Here is a 23551-nt window from a genome sequence, read left to right on the forward strand (position 1 = left end):
CAGGTGTGCCGGGAAGTCTGGTCGGCGTCTACTCGTCGACGACAGGTAAAGGCCGCCCATGACAGCTGATCCGCCCACCCCCCGTGCCCGCGGCACCCTGCTGTCCCGCGGTTCCTGGGCGGAGGCCGCCCGGGTCAGCGAGATCCTGCGCAAGGAGACCGTCGGCGGCGTCATCCTGCTCGTCGCGGCCGGCGCCGCGCTGATCTGGGCCAACTCGCCGTGGTCGGAGCGTTATTTCGGCTTGCGCGATGCCGTGGTCGGCGGCCAGTGGCTCGGCCTGCACCTGGACCTGAGCATCGGGGAGTGGGCAGCCGACGGGTTGTTGGCCATCTTCTTCCTCGTCGTCGGGCTGGAGCTCAAACGCGAGTTCGTCGCCGGCGATCTGCGTGACCCCGCCCGGGCGGCGATGCCGATCGCGGCTGCGGTGGGCGGGATGGTGGTACCCGCGCTGATCTTCGTGCTGGTCAATCTGAACACCGGGGACGGTGCGCTGCGGGGCTGGGCGATCCCGACCGCGACCGATATCGCCTTCGCGGTGGCCGTTCTCGCCGTCATCTCCACGCATCTGCCGTCGGCGTTGCGCACCTTCCTGTTGACGTTGGCGGTCGTCGACGACCTGCTGGCCATCACCGTGATCGCGGTGTTCTACACCGAGGACATCAAGGTCGTCTTCCTCGCCCTGGCCGTCGTGCCGCTGGTCGTGTTCGGGTTGTGTGTCCAGCGTGGCGTGCACGCCTGGTGGGTGCTGGCGCCGCTGGCAGTGGCCACCTGGGTACTGATGCACGAGTCCGGCGTCCACGCCACCGTTGCCGGGGTGCTGCTGGGCTTCGCGGTTCCGGTCCGGCGGTCGACGACCCGCAAAGGCCGCGAGCTCGACGCGGGCATGGCAGAGCATTTCGAGAATCGGTTGCGGCCCATCTCGGCCGGTATTGCGATCCCGGTGTTCGCGTTCTTCGCCGCAGGCGTCAGCGTCGGGGGCGCCGACGGTCTGGTGCAGGCGCTGGGTGACCCGATCACGCTGGGCATCGTGCTCGGCCTGGTCGCGGGTAAGCCGATCGGCATCTTTCTCACCACCAGGGTGCTCTCGGCGGTGACACGCGCGAGTCTGGACGCTTCGCTGCGCTGGGTGGACGTCGTCGGCGTGTCCATGCTGGCCGGCATCGGTTTCACGGTGTCGCTGCTGATCGGCGATCTGGCCTACGGTTTGGGCTCAGAACGTGACGAATTCGTGAAGATCGGCGTGTTGACCGGATCACTGTCGGCGGCACTGCTGGCCTCGGTGCTCCTGCTGTCCAGAAACGCCTCCTACCGGCGCATTCACCGGGAAGAGACGCTCGACGACGACGGCGACGGAGTGCCGGATGTGTACCAATCTCGACAGGACTGACCACGACGCGCGTGCGTAGACTGACGGGATGCTTGAACAGATCCGCGGTCCCGCTGATCTGCAACACCTGTCGCGGGCGCAGATGGACATCCTCGCCCGTGAGATCCGCGACTTCCTGATCCACAAGGTTGCGGCCACGGGTGGGCACCTGGGACCCAACCTCGGCGTGGTCGAGTTGACGTTGGCGCTGCACCGCGTCTTCGACTCTCCGCATGACCCGATCCTGTTCGACACCGGGCATCAGGCCTACGTGCACAAGATGCTCACCGGCCGGTGCCAGGATTTCGATTCGCTGCGCAAGAAGGACGGGCTGTCCGGCTATCCGTCCCGGACGGAGAGCGAGCACGACTGGGTGGAGTCCAGCCACGCCAGTTCGTCGCTGTCCTACGCCGACGGACTCGCGAAGGCGTTCGAGCTGAGCGGGCATCGCAATCGCCACGTGGTGGCCGTGGTGGGCGACGGCGCGCTGACCGGCGGGATGTGCTGGGAGGCCCTGAACAACATCGCCGCGTCCCGGCGCCCCGTCGTGATCGTCGTCAACGACAACGGTCGCAGCTACGCGCCGACCATCGGCGGGTTCGCCGAGCACCTCGCCGGTCTGCGATTGCAGCCGGGCTACGAGCGGGTGCTCGAAGAGGGGCGTAAAGCCGTGCGCGGTGTGCCCGTCATCGGCGAGTTCTGTTACCAGTGCATGCACAGCGTCAAGGCGGGCATCAAGGATGCGCTGTCACCGCAGGTGATGTTCACCGATCTCGGTCTGAAGTACGTCGGTCCGATCGACGGTCATGACGAGTCCGCCGTGGAAGGCGCTCTGCGGCATGCCCGCGCCTTCAACGCCCCCGTCGTCGTCCACGTCGTGACCCGCAAGGGCATGGGATATGCCCCCGCCGAGAACGACGTGGACGATCAGATGCACGCCTGCGGCGTGATCGATCCCGAGACCGGGTTGGCCACCTCCATTCCCGGGCCGGGATGGACGTCGACGTTCTCCGACACCCTAATTCGCCTGGCGTCCAAGCGCCGCGATGTGGTGGCGATCACGGCGGCGATGCCGGGCCCCACCGGGCTGAGCGCTTTCCGGCAGCACTTCCCGGACCGGTTCTTCGATGTCGGTATCGCCGAGCAGCACGCGATGACATCGGCCGCCGGTCTGGCGATGGGCGGAATGCACCCGGTGGTCGCGGTCTACTCGACGTTCCTCAACCGTGCCTTCGACCAGCTGCTCATGGACGTTGCGCTGCACAGCCTTCCGGTGACGTTGGTGCTCGATCGCTCGGGTATCACCGGTCCCGACGGCGCCAGCCACAACGGCATGTGGGATCTGTCGCTGCTCGGCATCGTGCCGGGTATGCGGGTGGCCGCGCCGCGCGACGGCTCCCGCCTGCGTGAGGAGCTCGGCGAGGCGCTCGACGTCAACGACGGCCCCACTGCCCTGCGGTTCCCGAAGGGCGATGTCGGCGAAGACATCACGGCCATCGAACGTCGCGGCGGCATCGACGTCCTGGCGGTTCCCGCCGACGGCATGTCCGAGGATGTGCTCGTGGTGGCCGTCGGACCGTTCGCGGCCATGGCGATCGCGATCGCCGAACGGCTGCGCAACCAGGGCATCGGTGTGACGGTCGTCGACCCGCTGTGGGTTCTTCCCGTGCCGGGTGAGATCGCCACCATGGCGCAGCGGCACAAGCTGGTCGTCACGGTCGAGGACAACGGCGTACACGGTGGCGTCGGCTCTGCGGTGTCGGCTGCCCTGCGGCGCGCGGAGATCGACGTGCCGTGCCGCGACGCAGCGCTGCCTCAAGAATTCTTCGCGCACGCGTCACGGGGAGAGGTGCTGTCCGACATCGGGCTGACCGAACGCAACATCGCCCGCCAGATCACCGGTTGGATTGCCGCGCTCGGTGCATCGGTGGCCGACCGCGAAGTCAGCGAGCAGCTCGACTGATCGAGATGACACCACGTCGCGTCGCCCGGATTGCGGCGGTCGTGCTGCTGACGGCGGTCGCGCTGGTCGGCGGCGTGCCCACCGCGGCCGCGTCGGCACCCGCCTGGTCCGGTCTGGACTCCCGCGCCTACGACGGGCCCACCCCGCCGCCGGGTCAACTGCTCGACGCGGTGGCCCTCGACCCGGCGCTGTCGGTGTCAGGCGCCGGCGCTGCCTACCGCACCCTGTACTCCACCCGTGATCAACACGGTCGCCCAGCGGTCAGCACCGCGGTGGTCTTCACCCCGAAAACGCCTGCGCCGCAAGGGGGGTGGCCGGTCGTAGCCTGGGCGCACGGCACCGTCGGGCTCGGTGACGACTGCACGCCGTCGGCCCTGACGCGCAGTGAGCGCGACGACGAATACCTGTCGCACTGGCTGGACCAAGGCTATGTGGTGGTCGGCAGCGACTACGCCGGCCTCGGCACTCCCGGTCTGATGAGCTACCTCAACAGCGTCACGACCGCCCGCGGCGTGGTGGATTCCGTGCTGGCGGCGCATCAGATGGATCTGCGACTGTCTCCGAAGTGGGCTGTCGTCGGTCAGTCACAGGGTGGGGCGGCTGCGGTCGCCACGGCCCGGTGGGCAAGCGAGTTCAGTGCCGAATCGGACGCGGGTGCGGAGTTGGACTACCGCGGAGTCGTCGCCACCGGCACGCCCGCGCAGGTGGAGACCATCGTCAAGCAGGCCGGACCCGCCATGCCCGTGCCACCCGAACTGGGCCCGATGGCCAGCGCCTACACCGCTTACATCGTGGCGGCACTGCGGGATGCGCGTCCCGATCTGGATCTGAACCGGGTGCTGACCGATGCCGGCCGGGCCGCTGCCGACGAGGCCGAGATCCGATGTGCGGCAGACCTGGCCGGAACATTGGCGGGGATGTCGGTGCCCAGCTTCTTCTCCGCGCCGGTGACCTCGATTCCCGGAGCGGCCGCCGCGATCGACGACTTCATGGGCATCCCGTCGTCGGGGTATGACCGGCCGCTGTTCCTCGGAGTGGGATTGCAGGATCGGGACGTGCCTGCCGACCTGACGCTGCGGTTCGCAGAGAAGCTGAGGTCCAACGACCAGGACGTGACGCTGAAGGTCTATCCCGATTCCGATCACAGTGGCACCGTGCTGACCTCCATCCCGGATTCGACCGCATTCCTGGCCGGCATCTTCAGCTGACCTGGAGGCCGGGGCCGGGGCTCACCTCGACGTCGACGGCGGTGATCGTCGCGCCGCACGTGTCGCAGAGCAGATGGGTGTGCGCGTGACCGCCGCACTCGCGATGGCGGTACTCCACGAACGGTCCGTCGGGCGCCAGATACTTGTCCCCCCAGGAACGCAGTGCCATCAGCACCGGATAGAGATCCAAACCCTTTGACGTCAAACGGTATTCGTGACGGGTTCGCCTGTCGTCCCGATAGGCGCAGCGGTCCAGCACGCCGGCGTCCACCAATCGTCGCAGCCGGTCGGCGAGCACCGGGCGGCTGAGGCCGAGGCTGGACTGCAGGTCGTCGAAGCGGCGGATACCGGCGAATGCCTGTCGGAGGATCACCAGCGTCCACCGGTCTCCGAGCAGCCCGAGGGGCCGCAGGATCGAGCAGGGCTCAACGGCCAGATCGTCGTGACGCATCCCAGAATTCTAGCCATTGCGTTCTAAAAATGAACTCAGATATGGTCGTGGATGTGGACGCTGAACTCGAACGCTGGCGGAGTGCGGGGAGCTGTTTCGACTACCTGGGCTTCGACATCTTCTTTCGCCATGAGGGGCACGGGCCGAATCTTCTTCTCGTCCACGGCTATCCGTTCAACACCTGGGACTGGCATCCGCTGTGGAGCCGGCTCACCGAACGCTTCACGGTCATCGCGCCGGACATGATGGGGATGGGTTTCTCGGCCAAGCCCGTGGCGTACGGCTACAGCGTGCACGACCACGCGGACATGCACGAAGCCCTGCTGGCGCATCTCGGCGTCGGGGCGGCCCACATCCTGGCCCACGACCTCGGCGACTCGGTGGCCCAGGAGATGCTCGCCCGCCATGTCCGCGGCGAGCAGGCCTACGGCGCGGTGGGCATCGAGTCGATCACCTGGCTCAACGGGGGCATGTTCAACGAGTCCTACCACCCCCGGCTCATGCAGAAGGCGATGTCGCAGACGCCGTTGGGCGACCTCGTGAGCCCGCTCCAGGGCAGCGCTCTGTCGAGACGCGTCCTCGAACCGACCATCAACGAGATGTTCGGTCCACACACGAAGCCGGACCGGCGGATGCTCGACCTGTTCCACCAGATCCTGGAGTACAACGACGGAAAGCGGGTGCTGCACAAGGTCGGCCGGTTCATCGGCGACCGCTATGAGCACCGCAACCGGTGGGTGCGCGCGATGAGAGAGACGGACGTGCCGATGCGGCTCATCGACGGCGCGCTCGATCCGAACTCTGGAGCGCACATGGCTCGCCGCTACGCCGAAGTCATTCCGGACGCCGATGTCGTGTTGCTCGACGAGATCGGGCACTGGCCTCAACTCGAAGCACCGGATGCGGTGTGGCGCCATTTCATCGACCATGTCGACAGGGTCACTGGGCGGGCGGCGTTCCCGTCGGCCGAACATGGCGCGTTGCCGGGCGATTCGGCGCCCGATCGGTGACCATGGACACGGGGAAACGGGAGAGTCGCGACACTCGCGACGCAGTTGACTACTGGCCGGTGAAGATCGCATAGTGTATCCAATCAGCTGAAAGCGAGAGTCGATGCCACCGCGCACCGCAATCAAGGGTTCGGTTCCCGCGGACCCCGAGCGTTCCGCCGCGAGCGACCTGGCCAAGGGCGTCGTGCGGGGGCGCCGGCCGGACTTCGTGCGCCCCAAGACCGCGCAGCAGGCCGTCGCGGAGGCGCTGCGGCAGGACATCACCACGGGCAAACTGGCGCCGGGAAGCTGGATCGTCCAGGAGACGGTCGCCGAGCAGTTCGGGGTGTCGCGCATTCCCATCCGGGAAGCGCTGAAGACCCTGGAGGCCGAGGAATACATCACCTACGTGCCGCACAGCGGTTATCGCGTCACGAAGCTCAGCCTGGACGATCTCCTCGAGGTGTTCACGCTGCGGGCGATCCTGGAAGAGGCGCTGATCCGGGACGCGATGCCGAGCGTCTCCGACGAGATCGTCGACGACATGCGCACCTGCAACGCCCAAATGGACGCCGCGCTCGCCGAGGGTGACCTGATCGCGGTCGGTGTGTTCAACCGGCAGTTCCATTTCCTGACGTTTCACGCCAGCGGCATGGCTCGTACCAAGCGCATCGTCGCCCAGCTGTGGAACACCGCCGATGCCTACCGGCCGATGTACTCGGCGCTGCTCGACATGCCGAAGGTCTGTCACGAGCACATCGCGATGATCGACGCGATGGCCGCGCGCGACGTCGAGCGGATGGTGGCGCTCAACCACGAACACCGTTCGCACGCCATCGAACCGATCCATCGGATCTTCGAGACGGAATCCGGCGCGTCGGCGTGACCGTGGCCGATCGGCTCCGGCAATCGGGACTGGTTCTTCCCGTGGCGCCACCGCCCAAAGGGGCGTACTACCCGAGCCGCCGCTGTGGTGACCAGCTGTGGGTTTCGGGGGCGACGGCCCGGCGGCCGGATTCGCCCGCGCTACGGGGCGTCGTCGGCCACGACGTCAGCATCGACGCCGCCGCCGAGCAGGCGGGGCTGGCCGCGATGAACCTGCTCGCGGCGATCGACGGCGCCGTGGGGCTCGACGCGGTGTCCGCCGCGGTGCACCTGCGAGGTTACGTCCGCGCGGTCGCCGAATTCGACTCCCATCCCTCGGTCATCGACGGTGCGTCACGGGTTCTGATCGCGGCGTTCGGCGAGGATGTCGGTGCCCACGCGCGGACGGCGATCGGCGTCGCGTCGCTACCGGGTGGGGCCTGCGTCGAACTCGACGTCGTCGTCAGCGTCGCGGCACGGGCCTGAGCCGGTCCAGCCAGCGACCGATCGCCAGGCCCAGTGCGACTCCGGCACATCCGTTGAGCGCCAAGGTGATCCATTCTTCGCGTAGCGCGATCGCCGGAACGGCCACGCGGGGTGCCGGTAGTGGCTGCGGCGCTGCGTCGCCGCCGGCGATGACGCTGTTGAGACGGACGGTGAACTGACGGACGATGCGGTTGCCGACCTGGGTGATCACGCCCTCGCCGAACTGAGCGACGCGGCCGCCGAGCTGGAGGTCGGTGGTGACGGTGACTGCGGACCGGTCCTCGTCGCCGTGGGCGACAAGGCGCACCGTGGCTTCGGCGGACCCGTTGCCCTTGCGGTCACTGGCAGTTCCGCGGACCACCATCTCGCGTGCGGTGTTGTCTTGAGAGACCAGAGTTGCCTTGCCCGCCAACGTCATACCGATTGGACCGACCTTGACGGTGACGCGGGCGTGGTAGTCGCGGCCGTCATTCCGGTCCAGTTCGGCGCCGGGAATGCAGTCGACGACGGTAGGAATGTCGGTCAGGACCGCCCACGTGGTGTCCAGTGGCGCGTCTACCGTGAACGCGTTGACGAGCTGCATTCGCTTGCCTCCGGTGTTGTGCATCGGTCTCAACGACCTTACGATTGGATACGATATACACAATCCCCACTGTGGTCCAAGGAGGCTTCCCGGATGCTGAGCATGGGTGCAGGACTGTTCCCCACCGAACCGACGGCGGCGATGTGCGCGTACGTACGGCTCTGCGAAGACCTCGGCTACGACCACGTGTGGTTCGGCGACTCGCAGAACATCTGGCGCGAGTCGTCGACCGTGATGGGTGCGGCCGCGGTCGGAACCTCCCGGATCGTGTTCGGCACCGGGGTGACCAACGCGGTGACCAGGCACCCGTCCCTGCTGGCGTCCACGTGGGCCACGCTGGCCGAATTCACCGGCGGCCGTGTCGCCCTCGGAATCGGAACCGGCGACTCCTCGCTGCGCACGATGGGCCTCAAGCCGCTCAAGCTCGCCGAACTGGAGAAGTCGATCGGTGACCTCCGGGCGCTGTTCCGCGGCGAGAAGGTCGCCGAGCCCACCAGCGGTGCGGAGTACCACCTCAACTATCTGAGCGGTCGGGTCGACGTCCCGGTCTACATCGCGGCTTCCGCCCCCAAGATCCTGGAGATGTCCGGTCGCATCGCCGACGGCGTCATCGTATTGGTCGGTACGGCACCGGAGTTCATCAAGGGTGCGCTGGACACCATCGAGCGCGGTGCTGCCCAGAGTGGTCGCTCGCTCGATGATCTGCACATCGTGCTGTGGACGCCGACCGCGATCGGTGAGGACAGCACGGAGGCCCGCGACCTGGTCCGCGCGCATGTCTCGCGTGTCGCGATCCGCCCCCTCCCGGCCAGGGTCGACCCCTCGCTGGAAAAGGCCATCGACCGGATCCGGGACCAGTACAACTACTACGAGCACATGAATCCCGAGGCCGCGCACGCCGACCTGGTGCCGGACGAGCTCGTCGATCTGTTCGCGCTCGCCGGTACCAAGGCCGAGTGCGCACAGCGACTCAAGGAGATCGAGTCGCTCGGGGTGGACCAGGTCTCGATCGTCCCGTTCGTCCGGCCCGGCCAGAGCCGCGAAGGCACCATCCGTACGTTCGCCGACATCGTCAACGGCCGACTCGCATGACAGCGCCCGGCGCTCCCGATCCGCGTGGGTACCCCGCGCCGGGCAGTGCCGCTCCGGGATCACCTCCGCCGTTGAAGCGGGCGTTGACGCCCGCCGATGGAGTCCTGATGGCATCCGCCGGGGATGCGAACCGTACGAAAGACGCTATTCCGCAGTGGAATTCGAGGTCGCGAGAGGTGCCGGGCGCCGTGGGGCTGCGTGGCGCGGTCACGGTGCTCGGGGTGGCCGTCGGCCTGGAGTTGGCCGGCATCTTTTCACGACGTCGTAACACGAAAACGTTGACGTAGATCACAGGATCTTCGTATAGTGGATCCAATATTCACCATCTCCTGGAGGCCCCCACATGTCACGGTTCCCGAAGGTCATCGGCGCGCTCGTCGCCACGTCCGCCCTGCTGGTCGGCGCCACCGCGTGCGCTGACGAGTCCGCGGGTCCGTCGGAGGGCGGCGGGGGCGGTGCCACCACCGACACGCTGAGCATCTCCGCGACAGGCGTGGACAGCCTGCCGTTCATGGCGATCCTGCAGGCGGGGATCAACAAGAAATGGTTCGAAGAAGAGGGGCTCAAGGTCGACCTGTTCTCCGGCGGCGGCGGCGGCAACACGTTGCGCGTGGTGACCAGTGGCGACGCCGACATGGCCATCGCGGGCAACACGTCTGTACTTCTCGCGGCACAACAGCCGAATTCGAATCTCAAGGTCGTCGCGCCGTGGTTCCAGATGAACGACTTCTCCTGGATCAGCCCGCCCGGACGCACCATCGAGGGCGCGGTGCTGGGCTTCAGCTCGGCCGGCTCGTCCACCGAGCTTCTGGTGAAGGGCCTCGAACGCGAACTGGGCCAAGGCGTCCGGGCGCAGGCGGTGGGGCAGATGGGCGACAACTGGACCGCCGCGAAGGCCGACCAGATCACCGCCGGCTGGGCGATGCAGCCGTTCATCGCCGAGAAGCAGGCCAGTGAGAACGCCGAGGTATTGATCAACTCGCGCGACGTCCTCGGAGACCTGCCCGCCGATCTGGTCGCGGTGAACACCGAGTACGCCGAGGCCAATCCCGACAACATCAAGACCTTCTTCAAGGTCGCGGACCGGCTCAACGAGTGGGTGGTGTCCAACCCCGACGAGGCCGGCGCCGAGATCGGTCCGTTGGTCGGCGTGTCACCCGAAGTGATGCAGGCCGCGTTGCGCAACAACCCCGACCTCGCGAAGGCCTACACGCTCAAGGTCGATCCCGAGGGGCTGAAGAACCTGTCCGAGCTCATGGTGGCCGCCGGTCAGATCGACGCGCCGGTGGACTGGGCTACCGTCCTGGACCAGCAGTACCTGCCCGAGGACGACAGAGCCACGTTCTGAACCGATCTCACCCCTGACCGACCGAACGAAAGGTAGCGTCTTGGAGTCATCAGGCATCGAGATGGCCGGCGTATCAGTGGTTTTCGATACCGCTGCCCGTCGCATCACCGCCGTCACCGATATCGACCAGAGCGTTCCGCATTCGAGCTTCGTGTCGATCGTCGGGCCGAGCGGGTGTGGCAAGTCGACGTTGCTCGCCGTGGTGGCCGGGCTGCAGAAGGCCACCACGGGCACCGTCAGCGTCGGCGGCAGGCCGGTCACCGGGCCCGACCCCAAGATCGGTGTGGTGTTCCAGGAGGACTCGACGCTGCCGTGGCGCACGGTCGAGGAGAATGTCAGCTTCGCCATGGAGATGATCGGCACGGCGAAAGACTCGCGGCGCAAGCGGGCCAAGGAGGCCATCGATCTCGTCGGTCTCACCGGGTTCGAGAAGTCCTACCCCTCACAGCTGTCCGGGGGAATGAGGCAGCGGGTCGCACTTGCCCGCACCCTGGCGGTGCAGCCCGAGGTGGTGCTCATGGACGAGCCGTTCGCCGCACTGGACCAGCAGACCCGGTTGTTCCTCGGCGCGGAGGTGCGCCAGATCTGGGCACGGACGAAACAGACCATCATGTTCGTCACCCACGACATCTCCGAGGCGATTCTGTTGTCCCAGCAGGTCTGGGTGATGTCCTACCGGCCGGGCACCATCATCGACGTCGTGGACATCGACCTGCCCGGCGAGCGCGACGCCGGTGTGGTGTCGACCCCGCGGTTCAACGAACTGCACAACCGGATCTGGGGCTCTCTGCAGGCCGAGTCGATGCGCGGCTTCCAGCAGCAGGAAACCGCGGCGACGTGAGCACCTCGTTCGCGGCCACCGACGACGTGTCCACGGAGGGCACGCCGGCAGCGGGAGCACCACCGCGGCGGTCCCGCCGCAGGCGGCCCCGGTTCGGCACCCTCGCCTACAGCGCCGCCTCGACCGTCGGGCTCCTTCTGCTGTTCACCGCGTTCGCCGAGATCGGGTCTCGGGCGGGGTGGTGGAACGACCATGTGCTGCCTGCGCCGTCGGTGATCTTGGCGGCGCTGGCGGAACTGCTCACCGAGCCGCAGTTCTGGCTCGACGCACAGCGCACCGGCGTCGAGGTGGCTGTGTCGATCCTCTTCGGCTGTCTCCTGGGATTCGGAGCGGGACTGCTGTTCTGGAAGGTGCCGCTGCTGGGCCGGGTGTTCGAGCCCTACCTGGTGTCGTTCTACGCGGTACCGCTGGTGTTGTTCTATCCGGTGATGATCGTGCTCGTGGGCATCAACGCGATGTCGGTGATCATCCTCGCCACCATCATGGCCGCCATCCCGATGGCGCTCAACACCGCCGTCGGACTGAACCAGATGCCGCCGGTCTACCTGAAACTCGCGCGGTCACTGAAGGCGTCACCCCGCCAGACGTTGTTCGCCATCGCGATACCGGCGGCGGGGCCGTTCATCGTCGCCGGTCTGCGGCTGGCTGTGGTGTATGCCCTCATCGGCACCATCGCCATGGAGTTCACCACGGCGCAGGCGGGTTTGGGCTACCGGATCCGCTATCTCTACGAGATCTTCGACAACATCGGAATGTTCGCCTACATCGTCGTCGTGCTGCTGCTGTCGTGCCTGCTGACCGTTGCCCTGGCCGCCGTCGAACGTGTCCTGCTGCGGGGGAGGAACGCATGACCGCCACGCTGCCCGGCCCGACAGAGGCCGAAATCGCTGCGCCACCGCGTTTCTCGGCGCGTTCCGTGCTCGCCAGCCAGTCCTTCGGTGCCGGCGTGGTAGCCGTGCTGGTGGTCATCGCATGGCAGGTGATGTCGGGTCTGACCTTCGTGATCCCGTCGCCCGCGCAGACCATCACCGTGCTGTTCGACAATCTCGCTGACCCGGCCTACCTGTTCGACCTGCGGGTCACCGCGCAGTCGGTGGCGCTGGCGTTCGTGATCGGCACCGTGGTGGGCGGTGGGATCGGTCTGCTGCTGGGCCTGTCGAGCGCGCTGCGGACCATCTTCGAGCCCCTCATCATCATGCTCAACGGCATCCCCAAGATCGTGCTGTACCCGGTGCTGCTGCCCATCTTCAGCCTGTCGGGTTCCAAGGTCGTGATGGGAGTGCTGTTCGCACTGTTCCCCGTGCTGATCAACGTGTCCACCGGGGTGCAGGAGATACCGAAGGTCTACTGGAAGCTGGCCCGCTCGGTGCGTGCGAACGCCTGGCAGATGCTGACCCACATCATCTTCCCCGCGATCCGCCGCCCGCTGCTCACCGGAATCCGGCTTGCGGTCAGCCTCGCGGTCGTCGGTGTGGTGCTCTCCGAGTTCTTCGCCACCCGGCGCGGCCTCGGCCGGGTGGTGCTGCAGGCCTACAGCCACGGCGACTATCCGTCGATGGTGGCCACCATCATGCTTCTCATCACGATTTCGTTCGCCATCTCGATTGCCCTGTGGCAGTGGGAGAAGCGGATACATTGACCTCCGACGCATCGAAGCCGGGCGCTGCCGGACCATGGGTCGGTACCTCGGTGCGGCGTCGGGAAGACGACCGCATGCTCGGCGGGAACGGACAGTTCGTCGCCGACCATGCCGCGGGAGCACACCAGGTGGTGTTCGTCAGGTCGACTCAGGCGCACGCCAGAATCACCGGGATCGACACCGCGGCCGCCGACCGGATGCCCGGTGTGCTCGGCATTTTCACCGCCGCTGATCTGGGCCTGGCGGACACCGCGATCCCGGCGCTGACGACTCCGGATCCCGATTTCACGGCGGCCACCTCGCTGACGGTCGCCGAGCAGCGGCTGGCGATCCTGGCATCGGAGCGCACGCACTACGTGGGTCAGCCGATCGCCGTGGTGGTCGCCGACAACCGGTACCTGGCCGAGGACGCCGCCGAGAACGTCGCGGTGTCCTATGAGCCGCTGCCGCCGGTGATCGACGCCGAAGAGGCACTCGGGTCCACCGCGCCGGTGCTCTTCGACCATCTGCCGGACAACGAGGCGGCCCGGCTGGAGTACGAGTTCGGCGACCCCGCCGCGATATTCGACGTCGCTGCCCACGTCGTGCAGGACACCTACCGGATGGAGCGACACGGCGCCGTACCGCTCGAATGCCGCGGGGTGCTGGCCGAATTCGATGCCGGCCTCGGCCGTGTCGAGGTGCAGACCTCCACTCAGGTACCGCACATGGTGCGGGATGCGATCTGTGCGGTGACGGGCTGGTCCAGGCAGGAGGTGGCCGTCGCTGTGCCCGACGTCGGCGGCGGGTTCGGTACCAAGGCCAATGTCTACGCCGAAGAGATCGTCATGGCCGTGCTCGCCAGGCATATCCGGCGCCGGGTGATCTGGATCGAGGATCGCCAGGAGCATCTGATGGCCAGCGCGCAGGGAAGGGACCAGACTCACCGCGCCCGTCTTGCCGTCGACGGCGACGGCCGAATCCTGGCGTGGGACGTCGACTTCGTCGTCGACATCGGCGCCGGAAGTCTGTGGGTGGCAGGCATCGTCGCCAACACGGCGGTGCATCTGATGGGGCCGTACCGCATTCCCGCCGTGCATGTGCGTGGTCGCGCGGCACTGACCAACAAGACGATTGTCGCCCAGTACCGCGGCGCCGGGCGGCCGGAGGCGACGTTCTCGCTGGAACGCAGCCTCGACGCCGCCGCGGCGGCTCTCGGCATCTCGGGCGCCGAGATCCGCCGACGGAATCTGCTCGGTGCCGCGGACATGCCCTACCCGCGTCCCATCCCGTATCGCGACGGGGTGCCCATCGCCTACGACGGGGGCGACTACGTGGCCTGCCTCGACGCGGTGCTGCTCGCGCTGCCGGAATCCGAAGCGGCCGCCTGTGCGCGGGAGAACCCGGACCACCTCATCGGGTACGGCCTGGCGTCCTACCTCGAGGCCACCGGCCGCGGACCCCACGAGACGGCGCGGGCGCGGCTGCTGCCCGACGGGCAGTTCGAGATCACCGCGGGCGCGGCATCGGCGGGCCAGGGGCACGAGACGGTTTTCGCCCAGGTGGCCGCTGATGCCCTGGGCATGCCGCTCGCGCGGGTGCGCTATGTCGCCTCCGACACCGACCGACTGCCCGAGGGGGTGGGGACCTTCGCCAGTCGATCGGCCATCCTCGCCGGCTCGGCCGTGCACCAGGCGTGCGGCGAGCTGATCGCGCTCGCCGCGCAGCGTGCGGCCCGCCTGATGGGCACTGAGCACGCCGACTACGTGGACGGTCGGTTCCTTGCCGGGGGACAGGCGCTCGGGTGGGACGAACTCGCCGGGGCGATGCGGATCGGCGGCGCCGACGAGGGCGGTGCCGCGCTCGATGTGACCACGGTGTACCGGGTGCAGACGGTGACGTGGACGATGGGTGTGCACGCGGTGATCCTGGGCGTGCACCGCCGCACAGGCATCGTGAGGGTGCTGCGGTATGCGGTGGCCCACGAAGGCGGACGCGAGATCAACCCCCGCATCGTCGAAGGGCAGATCGTCGGGGGCGTGGCCCAGGGGATCGGCGGCGCACTGTTCGAGGCATGGCGGTACTCACCCTCCGGGGAGCCGACGTCGACGACGTTCGCCGCGTACCACCTGCCGCTGACCACCGACGTGCCCGACGTGATTGTGCGCCACCTCCACGTCGACACCCCGGTCAACCCGATCGGTGTGCGCGGTGCGGGGGAGAGCGGCACCATCGCGGTGTACGCGGCCGTGGCCGGTGCCGTCGACGATGCCGTGGGTGGTGGCCATCGGGTCACCACCACCCCCATCCAGACGGGCGACCTGTGCAGGTCGCTGGCCCGGGTGGCGTCATGAAGCCGGCTGAATTCGCTTATCACCAACCGGATTCGGTGGCCGAAGCCCTCGCGGTGCTGGCACACGACCCTGACGCCAAGCTGCTGGCGGGCGGCCAGTCGCTGATGACGCTGATGAACCTGCGGCTGGCGCGGCCGTCCACGGTCGTCGACATCGGCAGGCTGACCGAGTTGCGCCGGATCTTCGACGATACCGACGACCTGGTGCTGGGCGCGCTCGTCACCCACCGCACGGTCGAGGTGGACCCTCTTGTCATCGCCCGCGCACCATTGCTGGCCTACGCGGCCCGTTACATCGGGCACGTCGGCATCCGCAATCGCGGGACGATCGGCGGTTCCATCGCCCACGCCGACCCGGCTGCTGAAATGCCCTTGGCAACACTGGTTCTGGACGCCACCTTCCACGTGGAATCGGCGACGACGGGCCGTCGCCAGGTCTGCGCGGACGAGATGTTCGTGTCCTTCTACACGAACGGGTTGCTGCCCGACGAGATGATCACCTGGATCTCGGTGCCGGCGATCACGCCCGAACAAGGCTGGGGCTTCGTCGAATATGCCCGACAACACGGCGATTACGGTCTTGCCGGCGCCGGGTGCGTCCTCACCCTCACCCCGGACGGACGGATCGCCGCACTGCGCGCCGGCGTTCTCAGCGCGGCCGATCGTCCGCTGCTGTTCGTCGGCGACGAGGCCGTGGGCCGGCTGCCGTCGGAGCAGCTGTGGCGCGACCTCGCCCACCAGTGGGCGAGTGACACCGAGCCGGCCGCCGACGACGCCGACTATGTACGGCGGCTCTGCGCGGCCGCGCTCACCGAGGCGCTCGGCGATGCGCAGCGCCGAGCCGACACCCGGAGAGGCAGGCACGATGACCGCTGACACCCCTGCGCCGCTGACCATCTCGCTGATTGTGAACGGCAGACAGGTGATGCGCGCCGTATCACCGCGACTGACACTTGCCGACTTCCTGCGTGACGAACTCGGCTTGACCGGAACACATCTGGGTTGTGAACACGGTGTCTGCGGGGCGTGCACGGTCTTCATCGACGGGCGTTCGGGACGCGCGTGCCTGATGTTCGCGGCTCAGGCCGACGGCATGCGGGTGGATACCGTCGAAGGCCTCGACCAGTTCGAGGAGGCCGCGCGGCTCAAGCGGGCGTTCTCCGAGCGCGGCGGACTGCAGTGCGGCTTCTGTACCCCCGGCTTCCTGGTGACCGCTGTCGAACTGCTGCGCGATCCCGATGCCGAGAAGCCCCTGACCGCGGATACGGTGCGGGAGACGTTGTCGGGCAACATCTGCCGGTGTACCGGCTATCAGGGCATCGTGGCGGCGGTGCTCGACGCCGCGGCACCGCCCGACCCGTCGGAGCTCGCGGACAGTGCCGATCCCTGACCGCCGGCCCACCTCGGCGGTGCGGTGGCGGGCCATCGAGTTGCTGCGGCCGGTCGGTGCGAGCCGCTGGGGGATGGCGGTATGGCTTGCCGGCGGCCTCGGCGCGATCCTGGGTGTGAGCACGGCCCTCGGGCACGCCGAGTGGGGTTCGGCCGTGGGGCTGGGCCTCGTGCTGACCGCGGTGCCGTCGCTGCCTGTGGCGTGGCGGCCTGCGATGGCGACCATCGTGATTCGCGGGTTGAGCGTCCTTGCCGGCGCGACGCTGGCGGTGCTGACAGCCGGGCACCCGCCGGCACTCGCGGCGGCGACCGTCGTCGCCGCGGTGGGCGGCGGGCTGCTGCCCCGTGTCGGGCCGACCGCGGGCCTGGCGGTGGTCTTGATCGCCATCGACCTCCCCGGTGACGGCAGCGCCGGCGCGCTGCTGCCGTATATGGTCGGCGTGCTCGTCGTGGCGCTCGCCTGGGCGTGCTGGTTCCTGTGCGCCGTGGCGATGCGGCGCCACCGCGGTGACGTCGTCGCGTCCGAACCGCAGACCGGACCGAACAGTCGGACGTGGACAGCACTGTGGCCACACGCTGTGCGCGTCGGTATCGCGGTGGCCGCGGCGGTGGGACTGGCGGGTCTGCTTCCCGACGACCTGGTGGGTGGGCACTGGCTCGTCACGAGTGTGATCCTCACGGTGCAGCCGGACGCCAGCGATACCGGAATACGGCTGGCGCAACGTCTTTCGGGCAACACGGTCGGTGCGGTGATCGCGGCGCTGGTGCTCGGAGCGCATCCGTCGGTGCCGGTGGTCGCCGTGGTCGCCGTCGTGCTCTTTACGCTCGCGATGGCACTGCGCCCGGTGAACTACACGTGGTGGGCGGTGACCGGTCCTCCGGTGCTGCTGGTGATCAGCGAGTATCCGGATCTGTTTCCCTGGTACGAGGGCGGTGTGCGCCTGGCGATGAACCTTGTGGGTGCTGTCATCGTGCTCGTGGTGGTCTTCGGCGCTCCGGCGCTGACCCGCTTCGGATCTCGGGTCGGGGGTACCGCTTCCCCTAGGAAGGACGATCGGATAGTGTATACAAAATCCAATCAAGGAGGCGATAGGTGACGACGCTGCTCGTGGAGGACATCGGCCTCCTGGTGCATGGTGACTCCGCGATCGCGCCGGTCCGCGATACCACGCTCCTCATCGAAGACGGGATCATCACCGGCATCGGCGTCGACGCTCCGGCTCCGGATCAGGTGCTCTCCGCCGGGGGACTGACAGTGATGCCGGGACTGGTCGACGGTCATGTGCACCCCACATTCGGAGAGTGGACGCCCGCACAGAACTCGATCGGATGGATACACAACTACCTGCACGGCGGCACCACGTCCATGGTGTCCGCAGGCGAGCTCCACATTCCCGGTTTGGCGTTCGACGCGCTCACCCCGGAGTTGGTGCTGAGCATCGCCATCACGTCCAAGCACACGACCGGCCGGATGCGCCCGTCCGGGGTGAAGGTCAATGCCGGCACCGTGCTGCTGGTCCCCGGGATGACCGAAGAGCATTTCGACCGGGCTCTGCGGGAGGGCATCGACCAGCTCAAGTTCATCTTCTACGACTGGAACCGGTTGGGCGACGGCGAAGCTGAGCAGTATGTCGCGTGGGCCCACGAGCGCGGTATGACGGTCAAGCTGCACTCCGGCGGGGTGTCCCGCTCGGGGTCGAGCCGGGTGGCGGGAGCCGACATCGTGATGGCGGTGCGGCCCGACGTCGTCGCGCACATCTCGGGCGGACCCATTCCGCCTCCGGACGCCGACATCATCGCGATCATCGACGGGCTCCCCGACACCAACGTCGAGGTGTGCAGTTCGAACAACTACCGCGCCACGACCGTCGTCGTCGACGAGCTCACCCGGCGCGGCAGGCTCGATCGCCTGACGGTCGGTACCGACACCCCGGGCGGTACCGGTGTTATACCGCGCGGCATGTTGCGCAACGTCTGCTACCTCTCATCGGTGTGCGGCGTCGACCCGGTGGTCGCGGTGGCGGCGGCCACCGGGCAGACCGCGCGGGCCCACGGCCTCGACACGGGGGTGATCGCGGAGGGCATGCCGGCGGATCTGCTGGTGCTGGGCCCGGTCACGGGCTCGATGGCCACCGATGCCCTGGAGTCCTTCGCGCTCGGCGACCTGCCGGGCATCGCCTCCGTCCTCCTCGACGGTGTCGGGCTCGTCGCCACCCGCAGCGAGCAGACACCGCCACCGAGTCGGGCCGTGACCTGGCGCGGCGCCCAGATCCACCGCGCATCCACCCAGCCCACCCCGGTCGGGGCACACGCCTCCGGCTGCTGCTGACCACCACACCACCCACCATGTGAGGAGACACACCATGTCCGGCCTTCCCTCGCCCCGCACCGGCCCCGCGACCCCCGACGTGCTTCTGCGCATCGACGATCTCCTCGACGACGAGGAACGCCAGATCCGGGACACGGTGCGCGCACTGGTCAAATCCCGGATCGCCCCCGACATCGCGACCTGGTACGAGGAGGGCGAGCTGCCCGTCCGTGAGCTGGCGGCAGAACTCGGTGAACTGGGGCTGCTGGGAATGCACCTGCAGGGCTACGGATGTGCGGGCACCTCCGCGGTGGCCTACGGTCTGGCCTGCCTCGAGCTGGAAGCCGGCGACTCGGGAATCCGCTCCCTGGTCAGCGTGCAGGGCTCGTTGGCGATGTTCGCACTGCACGCGTTCGGCAGCGAGGAGCAGAAGCAGCAGTGGCTGCCCGAGATGGCGGCGGGGCGGAAGATCGGTTGCTTCGGCCTCACCGAACCCGACTTCGGTTCCGACCCTGCCGGGATGCGCACTCGCGCGGTGCGGTCCGGGGACGACTGGGTCCTGGACGGCACCAAAATGTGGATCACCAACGGATCGATGGCCGACATCGCCATCGTGTGGGCGCGCACCGACGAGGGAGTCCGCGGGTTCGCCGTGCCCACCGACACCCCGGGCTTCACGGCGCACACGATCAAGTCCAAGATGTCGCTGCGTGCGTCGGTGACCAGCGAGCTGGTGCTCGACGGCGTCCGCCTCCCCGACAGTGCGAGACTGCCTGGCGCGACGAGCCTTCGGGCGCCTCTGAGCTGCCTGAACGAAGCCAGGTTCGGCATCGTGTTCGGTGCCGTCGGCGCGGCGCGGGACTGCCTGGAGACCGCGCTGACATATGCGCAGTCGCGGCGGCAGTTCGACAGGCCCATCGCCGGATTCCAGCTGACCCAGCAGAAGCTGGCCGACATGACGCTGGAATACGGGAAGAGCTACCTGCTGGCCCTGCACCTGGGGCGGGCCAAGGATGCCACCGGGCTGCGGCCCGAGGAGGTCAGCCTCGGCAAGCTCAACAACGTCCGGGAGGCGATCGCGATCGCACGGACCGCGCGCACGGTGCTGGGCGCCAGCGGCATCACCGGCGAATACCCGGTGATGCGCCACGCCAACAATCTGGAGTCGGTACTGACCTACGAAGGCACCAGCGAGATGCACACTCTGATGATCGGGCAGGCCCTTACGGGTACTGCCGCGTTCCGCTGACAGGAGCCGCAGTGGCAGAACCGATCGACGAGTACTTCACCACCACCGTCGCGTCTCTGGCCGCCCCGGACCACACCGATGCCGATGCCCTGCAGGGCGTCTCGGCCCGCCGGTGCCTGGACGTCTTCGACGCCCAGCTCGGTAGCCGACATCTGGACCTGGCCGCGCGCTGGCTGCGTGCACAGGGCAAGGGGTTTTACACCATCGGCTCGTCCGGGCACGAGAGCAATGCGGCGGTCGCGGCCGCGCTGCGCAGCACCGACCCGGCGCTGCTGCACTACCGCTCCGGCGGATTCTTCCTGGCCCGCGCCGCCCAGGTCGACGGCAGCGATCCGCTGCGTGACGTGCTGCTCGGACTGGTCGCGGCCACCGAGGAGCCCATCTCGGGCGGAAGGCACAAGGTGTTCGGTCGGCACGACCTCGCCGTCATCCCCCAGACGTCCACGATCGCGTCGCATCTGCCCCGCGCCGTCGGCGTCGCGTTCTCGATCGCCAGGGCGCGCAAGCTCGGCGTCGATTGTCCTTGGCCCGCAGACGCACTCGCGGTCTGCAGCTTCGGCGACGCGTCCGCCAATCACTCCACCGCCGTCGGTGCCCTCAACGCTGCCATGCACACCGCCTATCAGGGCATGCCGATGCCGCTTCTGTTCCTCTGCGAGGACAACGGCATCGGCATCAGCGTGAAGACCCCGCAGGGTTGGATCGCACGGACCTACGGCGATCGCGCCGGCCTGCGCTACTTCCCCGCGGACGGCGCGAACCTGCCCGAGGTGCTCACAGTTGCCGCGCAGGCCGCGGAATACGTTCGTACCCAACGTCGCCCGGCATTCCTGCATCTGCGGACCGTGCGGTTGATGGGCCACGCCGGATCGGACTACGAGCCCGGCTACCGCAAGGGTGACGAGATCACCGCGGATTACGGACGCGACCCGGTACTCGGCACCGCCCGAACACTCATCGCCGCCGGCGTGCTGAGCCCGCAGCAGGTGCTCGACGCCTACGAGGCGAAGCGGGCGACCGTGCTGGCGCTGGCGGCCGAGGTCGTCGACCTCGCGCAGCTGGACAGTCCGCGCGCGGTGATGACCCCGCTGCGTGACGCTCTCGATGACGCCGTCCGTGCCACCGAGAGCGCCGCACAGGCCGCGCCGGACCCGGGGGACGTCGCGCCGATCACGCTGGCACAGGCCATCAATCGTGCCCTGCAGGCGGTGCTGGCCGAGCATCCCGGGACGATGATCTTCGGGGAGGACGTCGCCCGCAAGGGCGGTGTCTACGGCGTGACGCGTGGCCTGCAGGCGAAGGCGGGCTCGGCCCGGGTGTTCGACACGCTGCTGGACGAGCAATCGATTCTCGGGTTGGCGCTGGGGGCCGGTGTCTCGGGTCTGTTGCCCATTCCCGAGATCCAGTATCTGGCGTATCTGCACAACGCAGCCGACCAGATCCGCGGGGAAGGCGCGACGCTGCAGTTCTTCTCCGACCGCCAGTACCGCAACCCCATGGTGGTGCGCATCGCCGGGTACGGCTATCAGAAGGGTTTCGGCGGGCACTTCCACAACGACAACTCGATCACCGCGATCCGGGATCTGCCCGGTGTGATCGTCGCGTCGCCCGCGCGTCCCGACGACGCCGCGGCGATGCTGCGCTCGTGTGTCGCGGCGGCGCGCGCGGCCGGGCTGGTGTGCCTGTTCCTCGAGCCGATCGCGCTCTACCACACAAGGGATCTGTACGAGGACGGCGACGATCTGTGGCTGGCGTCCGACACCGGGGCAGTGGTGCCGGTCGGCCGTGCGCGAACGTACGGTGACGGTTGCGACCTGACGATCCTGACCTTCGGCAACGGTGTCCGGATGAGTCTGCGGGTCGCCCGCCGCCTCGCGGCCCGCGACATCGCCGCACGGGTGGTGGACCTGCGCTGGTTGTCACCACTTCCGTTGGCGGACATGCTTGCCGAGGCGCAGTCGACGGGCCGGGTGCTCGTCGTCGATGAGACGCGAGCCAGCGGCGGGGTCAGCGAGGGTGTGCTCACGGCACTGATCGACCACGGATACGCCGGTGCGCTGGCGCGAGTGGCCAGCCAGGACAGTTTCATTCCGCTCGGTGACGCCGCACTGCAGGTGCTGTTGTCCGAGGACACCATCGAGACGGCGGCGATCTCGCTAGTCTCAGGTCGGAGTTAGCGCTCGCGCCAGTGCGGGCACGGTCAACTCACGTTGCCACTGCCGCGCCGCGGAATCGGCGAGGAACGCGTCGACGGCAGCCGCGGGATCGTCGACCGGCTGCCAGTCCCAGCACAGCCTGCGCACGATCTCCGGCGCGAGGAGGTTCTCCACCGGTACCGAAACCTGTTGGGCGAGCTGGACGAGCTCGGCGCGCACCGCTTCGAGGCGCACAGCGGCCTCCGGCTTGCGACGCGCCCAGCGGGACGCCGGTGGGGGGCCGGTGGACGGCTCCTGGGCGTCGGGCGGGTCGTCGGCACGGCCGCGCGCGAGCGCGTCCAGCCACACCTGCGCGCTGCGCCGCTGCTTCGAACCGCCGAAGATGGGTAGGGCGGTGAGCTTGTCGATGCTGTCCGGGTTGGCCGTGGCTGCGCTGATGATCGCACTGTCGGGCAGGATCCGGCCCGGGGCGATGTCGCGGCGCCGCGCGATCTGATCGCGGGTGGTCCACAGTTCCCGCACCAGGGCCAGAGTCCTAGGGTCGCGGACCTTGTGGATGCCCGACGTGCGGCGCCAGCGGTCCCGTCTGGTGGGGCTGGCAACAAGAGTTCGGATGTACTCGAATTCCTGTCTCGCCCAGTCGGTTTTGCCCTCCTCCTCCAGCACAGCGGCGATGGCGTGACGCAGGTCGACGAGCACCTCGACGTCCAGCGCGGCATAGTTGAGCCATTCGGGCGGCAGCGGACGTTTCGACCAGTCGGCGGCCCCGTGTCCCTTGGTCAGCTGCAGGCCGAGCAGTCGCTGCACCATGGCGGCGAGGTTGACCCTGTCGTAGTTGGCGAGCCGGCCCGCCAACTCGGTGTCGTACAGCGAGGTGGGGAGCATCCCGATCTCGGCGAGGCAGGGCAGATCCTGATCGGCGGCGTGCAGCACCCACTCGTCACCGGCAAGCACTTCGGCGAGCGGGGCGAGCACGTCCAAAGAGTCGCCGCCGTGGCTGACGGGGTCGATCAGGACGGTGCCTGCACCTGCCCGGCGGATCTGCACCAGGTAGGCGCGGTTGGAGTAGCGGAAGCCCGATGCGCGCTCCGCGTCTACCGCAAACGGCCCGTGTCCGGAATCCAGAAGGTCTGCAGCCCTGGCGATTTCAGTACGGCTGCTGGACACGTTCGGTACGCCGTCGCGCGGCGCGAGCAGCGGCTCGGCATCGGGCTCTGTCGGCTCGGGCTCACGGTCGTCGGACCCCTCGGCGTCCACGGCGGAGCCGGCCATCTCGGATTCGGACAT

Annotated in this window: 21 protein-coding genes; 18 read left to right on the forward strand and 3 right to left on the reverse strand. The window is 68.2% G+C overall.

Annotated features, from left to right (window positions below; genetic code table 11):
• The first annotated feature begins 58 nt into the window (after positions 1–58).
• The 3 genes from nhaA to EL337_RS11455 are packed head-to-tail and all read left to right on the forward strand — an operon-like array spanning position 59 to position 4537.
• Positions 59–1387, forward strand: coding sequence for a Na+/H+ antiporter NhaA (gene nhaA, locus EL337_RS11445; protein WP_048635039.1), 1329 nt, complete (start codon positions 59–61; stop codon positions 1385–1387).
• 28 nt (positions 1388–1415) lie between these two features.
• Positions 1416–3329 carry a 1-deoxy-D-xylulose-5-phosphate synthase gene (gene dxs / locus EL337_RS11450; protein ID WP_048635040.1) on the forward strand — a complete coding sequence of 638 codons (1914 nt, stop codon included), beginning with the start codon at positions 1416–1418 and terminating at the stop codon, positions 3327–3329.
• A gap of 5 nt (positions 3330–3334) precedes the next feature.
• Positions 3335–4537, forward strand: coding sequence for an alpha/beta hydrolase family protein (locus tag EL337_RS11455; RefSeq protein WP_083443269.1), 1203 nt, complete (start codon positions 3335–3337; stop codon positions 4535–4537).
• Here the strand turns inward: EL337_RS11455 and EL337_RS11460 are convergent.
• The gene (locus tag EL337_RS11460; protein WP_048635041.1) at positions 4530–4988 is read right to left on the reverse strand and encodes a winged helix-turn-helix transcriptional regulator; all 459 of its coding nucleotides are present in this window, start codon (positions 4986–4988) and stop codon (positions 4530–4532) included. The two genes, EL337_RS11455 and EL337_RS11460, sit on opposite strands and share 8 nt — an antisense overlap.
• A 53-nt stretch (positions 4989–5041) precedes the next feature.
• Between EL337_RS11460 and EL337_RS11465 the strand changes: the two genes are divergently transcribed.
• From EL337_RS11465 to EL337_RS11475, 3 genes are all read left to right on the forward strand, one after another.
• On the forward strand, positions 5042–5998 hold the full coding sequence (locus EL337_RS11465; protein ID WP_048635105.1) for an alpha/beta fold hydrolase: 957 nt from the start codon (positions 5042–5044) through the stop codon (positions 5996–5998).
• A gap of 103 nt (positions 5999–6101) precedes the next feature.
• A complete protein-coding gene (locus EL337_RS11470; RefSeq protein ID WP_048635042.1) occupies positions 6102–6863 on the forward strand; it encodes a GntR family transcriptional regulator in 762 nt (253 codons plus the stop codon).
• Entirely contained in the window at positions 6860–7327 is a 468-nt protein-coding gene (locus EL337_RS11475) for a RidA family protein (protein WP_048635043.1), read from the forward strand. The genes EL337_RS11470 and EL337_RS11475 overlap by 4 nt, the downstream gene beginning before the upstream one ends.
• On the opposite strand, the gene EL337_RS11480 is transcribed toward EL337_RS11475, so the two are convergent.
• A complete protein-coding gene (locus EL337_RS11480) occupies positions 7305–7934 on the reverse strand; it encodes an SRPBCC family protein (RefSeq protein WP_232786914.1) in 630 nt (209 codons plus the stop codon). The two genes, EL337_RS11475 and EL337_RS11480, sit on opposite strands and share 23 nt — an antisense overlap.
• 78 nt (positions 7935–8012) lie before the next feature.
• Here EL337_RS11480 and EL337_RS11485 point away from each other — a divergent pair, with 78 nt between their 5' ends.
• The 12 genes from EL337_RS11485 (at position 8013) to EL337_RS11545 (ending at position 22285) form a co-directional block, all read left to right on the forward strand.
• Entirely contained in the window at positions 8013–9002 is a 990-nt protein-coding gene (locus EL337_RS11485; RefSeq protein WP_232786915.1) for an LLM class flavin-dependent oxidoreductase, read from the forward strand.
• 343 nt (positions 9003–9345) lie between these two features.
• The gene (locus EL337_RS11495) at positions 9346–10350 is read left to right on the forward strand and encodes an ABC transporter substrate-binding protein (protein WP_048635045.1); all 1005 of its coding nucleotides are present in this window, start codon (positions 9346–9348) and stop codon (positions 10348–10350) included.
• A 40-nt stretch (positions 10351–10390) separates the two neighbouring features.
• Positions 10391–11191 carry an ABC transporter ATP-binding protein gene (locus EL337_RS11500; protein WP_048635046.1) on the forward strand — a complete coding sequence of 267 codons (801 nt, stop codon included), beginning with the start codon at positions 10391–10393 and terminating at the stop codon, positions 11189–11191.
• A complete protein-coding gene (locus tag EL337_RS11505; RefSeq protein WP_048635047.1) occupies positions 11188–12042 on the forward strand; it encodes an ABC transporter permease in 855 nt (284 codons plus the stop codon). Before EL337_RS11500 ends, EL337_RS11505 begins: the two co-directional genes overlap by 4 nt.
• Entirely contained in the window at positions 12039–12830 is a 792-nt protein-coding gene (locus EL337_RS11510) for an ABC transporter permease (protein WP_048635048.1), read from the forward strand. The genes EL337_RS11505 and EL337_RS11510 overlap by 4 nt, the downstream gene beginning before the upstream one ends.
• Positions 12809–15163: a xanthine dehydrogenase family protein molybdopterin-binding subunit gene (locus tag EL337_RS11515; protein ID WP_048635049.1), complete on the forward strand. Its 2355-nt coding sequence runs from the start codon at positions 12809–12811 to the stop codon at positions 15161–15163. The genes EL337_RS11510 and EL337_RS11515 overlap by 22 nt, the downstream gene beginning before the upstream one ends.
• Positions 15160–16038: an FAD binding domain-containing protein gene (locus tag EL337_RS11520; RefSeq protein WP_048635107.1), complete on the forward strand. Its 879-nt coding sequence runs from the start codon at positions 15160–15162 to the stop codon at positions 16036–16038. The genes EL337_RS11515 and EL337_RS11520 overlap by 4 nt, the downstream gene beginning before the upstream one ends.
• Positions 16028–16552: a (2Fe-2S)-binding protein gene (locus EL337_RS11525; RefSeq protein WP_048635050.1), complete on the forward strand. Its 525-nt coding sequence runs from the start codon at positions 16028–16030 to the stop codon at positions 16550–16552. The genes EL337_RS11520 and EL337_RS11525 overlap by 11 nt, the downstream gene beginning before the upstream one ends.
• On the forward strand, positions 16539–17648 hold the full coding sequence (locus EL337_RS11530; protein WP_048635051.1) for an FUSC family protein: 1110 nt from the start codon (positions 16539–16541) through the stop codon (positions 17646–17648). The genes EL337_RS11525 and EL337_RS11530 overlap by 14 nt, the downstream gene beginning before the upstream one ends.
• A complete protein-coding gene (locus tag EL337_RS11535) occupies positions 17645–18880 on the forward strand; it encodes an amidohydrolase family protein (protein ID WP_048635052.1) in 1236 nt (411 codons plus the stop codon). Before EL337_RS11530 ends, EL337_RS11535 begins: the two co-directional genes overlap by 4 nt.
• Before the next feature lie 34 nt (positions 18881–18914).
• Complete coding sequence (locus EL337_RS11540) at positions 18915–20108, forward strand: acyl-CoA dehydrogenase family protein (RefSeq protein ID WP_048635053.1); 1194 nt, start codon at positions 18915–18917, stop codon at positions 20106–20108.
• 56 nt (positions 20109–20164) lie between these two features.
• Positions 20165–22285, forward strand: coding sequence for a thiamine pyrophosphate-dependent enzyme (locus tag EL337_RS11545; protein WP_275992286.1), 2121 nt, complete (start codon positions 20165–20167; stop codon positions 22283–22285).
• Here EL337_RS11545 and EL337_RS11550 read toward each other — a convergent pair.
• Positions 22271–23551: an HRDC domain-containing protein gene (locus EL337_RS11550; RefSeq protein WP_083443273.1), complete on the reverse strand. Its 1281-nt coding sequence runs from the start codon at positions 23549–23551 to the stop codon at positions 22271–22273. The two genes, EL337_RS11545 and EL337_RS11550, sit on opposite strands and share 15 nt — an antisense overlap.

The organism is Mycolicibacterium aurum (assembly GCF_900637195.1).
Taxonomy (GTDB): Bacteria; Actinomycetota; Actinomycetes; order Mycobacteriales; family Mycobacteriaceae; genus Mycobacterium; species Mycobacterium aurum.

Bases quoted from the DNA above. Each gene is read 5' to 3' on its own strand.
- nhaA (WP_048635039.1), top strand. From the start codon at position 59: ATGACAGCTGATCCGCCCACCCCCCGTGCCCGCGGCACCCTGCTGTCC.
- dxs (WP_048635040.1), top strand. From the start codon at position 1,416: ATGCTTGAACAGATCCGCGGTCCCGCTGATCTGCAACACCTGTCGCGG.
- EL337_RS11455 (WP_083443269.1), top strand. From the start codon at position 3,335: ATGACACCACGTCGCGTCGCCCGGATTGCGGCGGTCGTGCTGCTGACG.
- EL337_RS11460 (WP_048635041.1), bottom strand. From the start codon at position 4,988: ATGCGTCACGACGATCTGGCCGTTGAGCCCTGCTCGATCCTGCGGCCC.
- EL337_RS11470 (WP_048635042.1), top strand. From the start codon at position 6,102: ATGCCACCGCGCACCGCAATCAAGGGTTCGGTTCCCGCGGACCCCGAG.
- EL337_RS11480 (WP_232786914.1), bottom strand. From the start codon at position 7,934: ATGCACAACACCGGAGGCAAGCGAATGCAGCTCGTCAACGCGTTCACG.
- EL337_RS11485 (WP_232786915.1), top strand. From the start codon at position 8,013: ATGGGTGCAGGACTGTTCCCCACCGAACCGACGGCGGCGATGTGCGCG.
- EL337_RS11495 (WP_048635045.1), top strand. From the start codon at position 9,346: ATGTCACGGTTCCCGAAGGTCATCGGCGCGCTCGTCGCCACGTCCGCC.
- EL337_RS11510 (WP_048635048.1), top strand. From the start codon at position 12,039: ATGACCGCCACGCTGCCCGGCCCGACAGAGGCCGAAATCGCTGCGCCA.
- EL337_RS11520 (WP_048635107.1), top strand. From the start codon at position 15,160: ATGAAGCCGGCTGAATTCGCTTATCACCAACCGGATTCGGTGGCCGAA.
- EL337_RS11525 (WP_048635050.1), top strand. From the start codon at position 16,028: ATGACCGCTGACACCCCTGCGCCGCTGACCATCTCGCTGATTGTGAAC.
- EL337_RS11540 (WP_048635053.1), top strand. From the start codon at position 18,915: ATGTCCGGCCTTCCCTCGCCCCGCACCGGCCCCGCGACCCCCGACGTG.
- EL337_RS11550 (WP_083443273.1), bottom strand. From the start codon at position 23,551: ATGTCCGAATCCGAGATGGCCGGCTCCGCCGTGGACGCCGAGGGGTCC.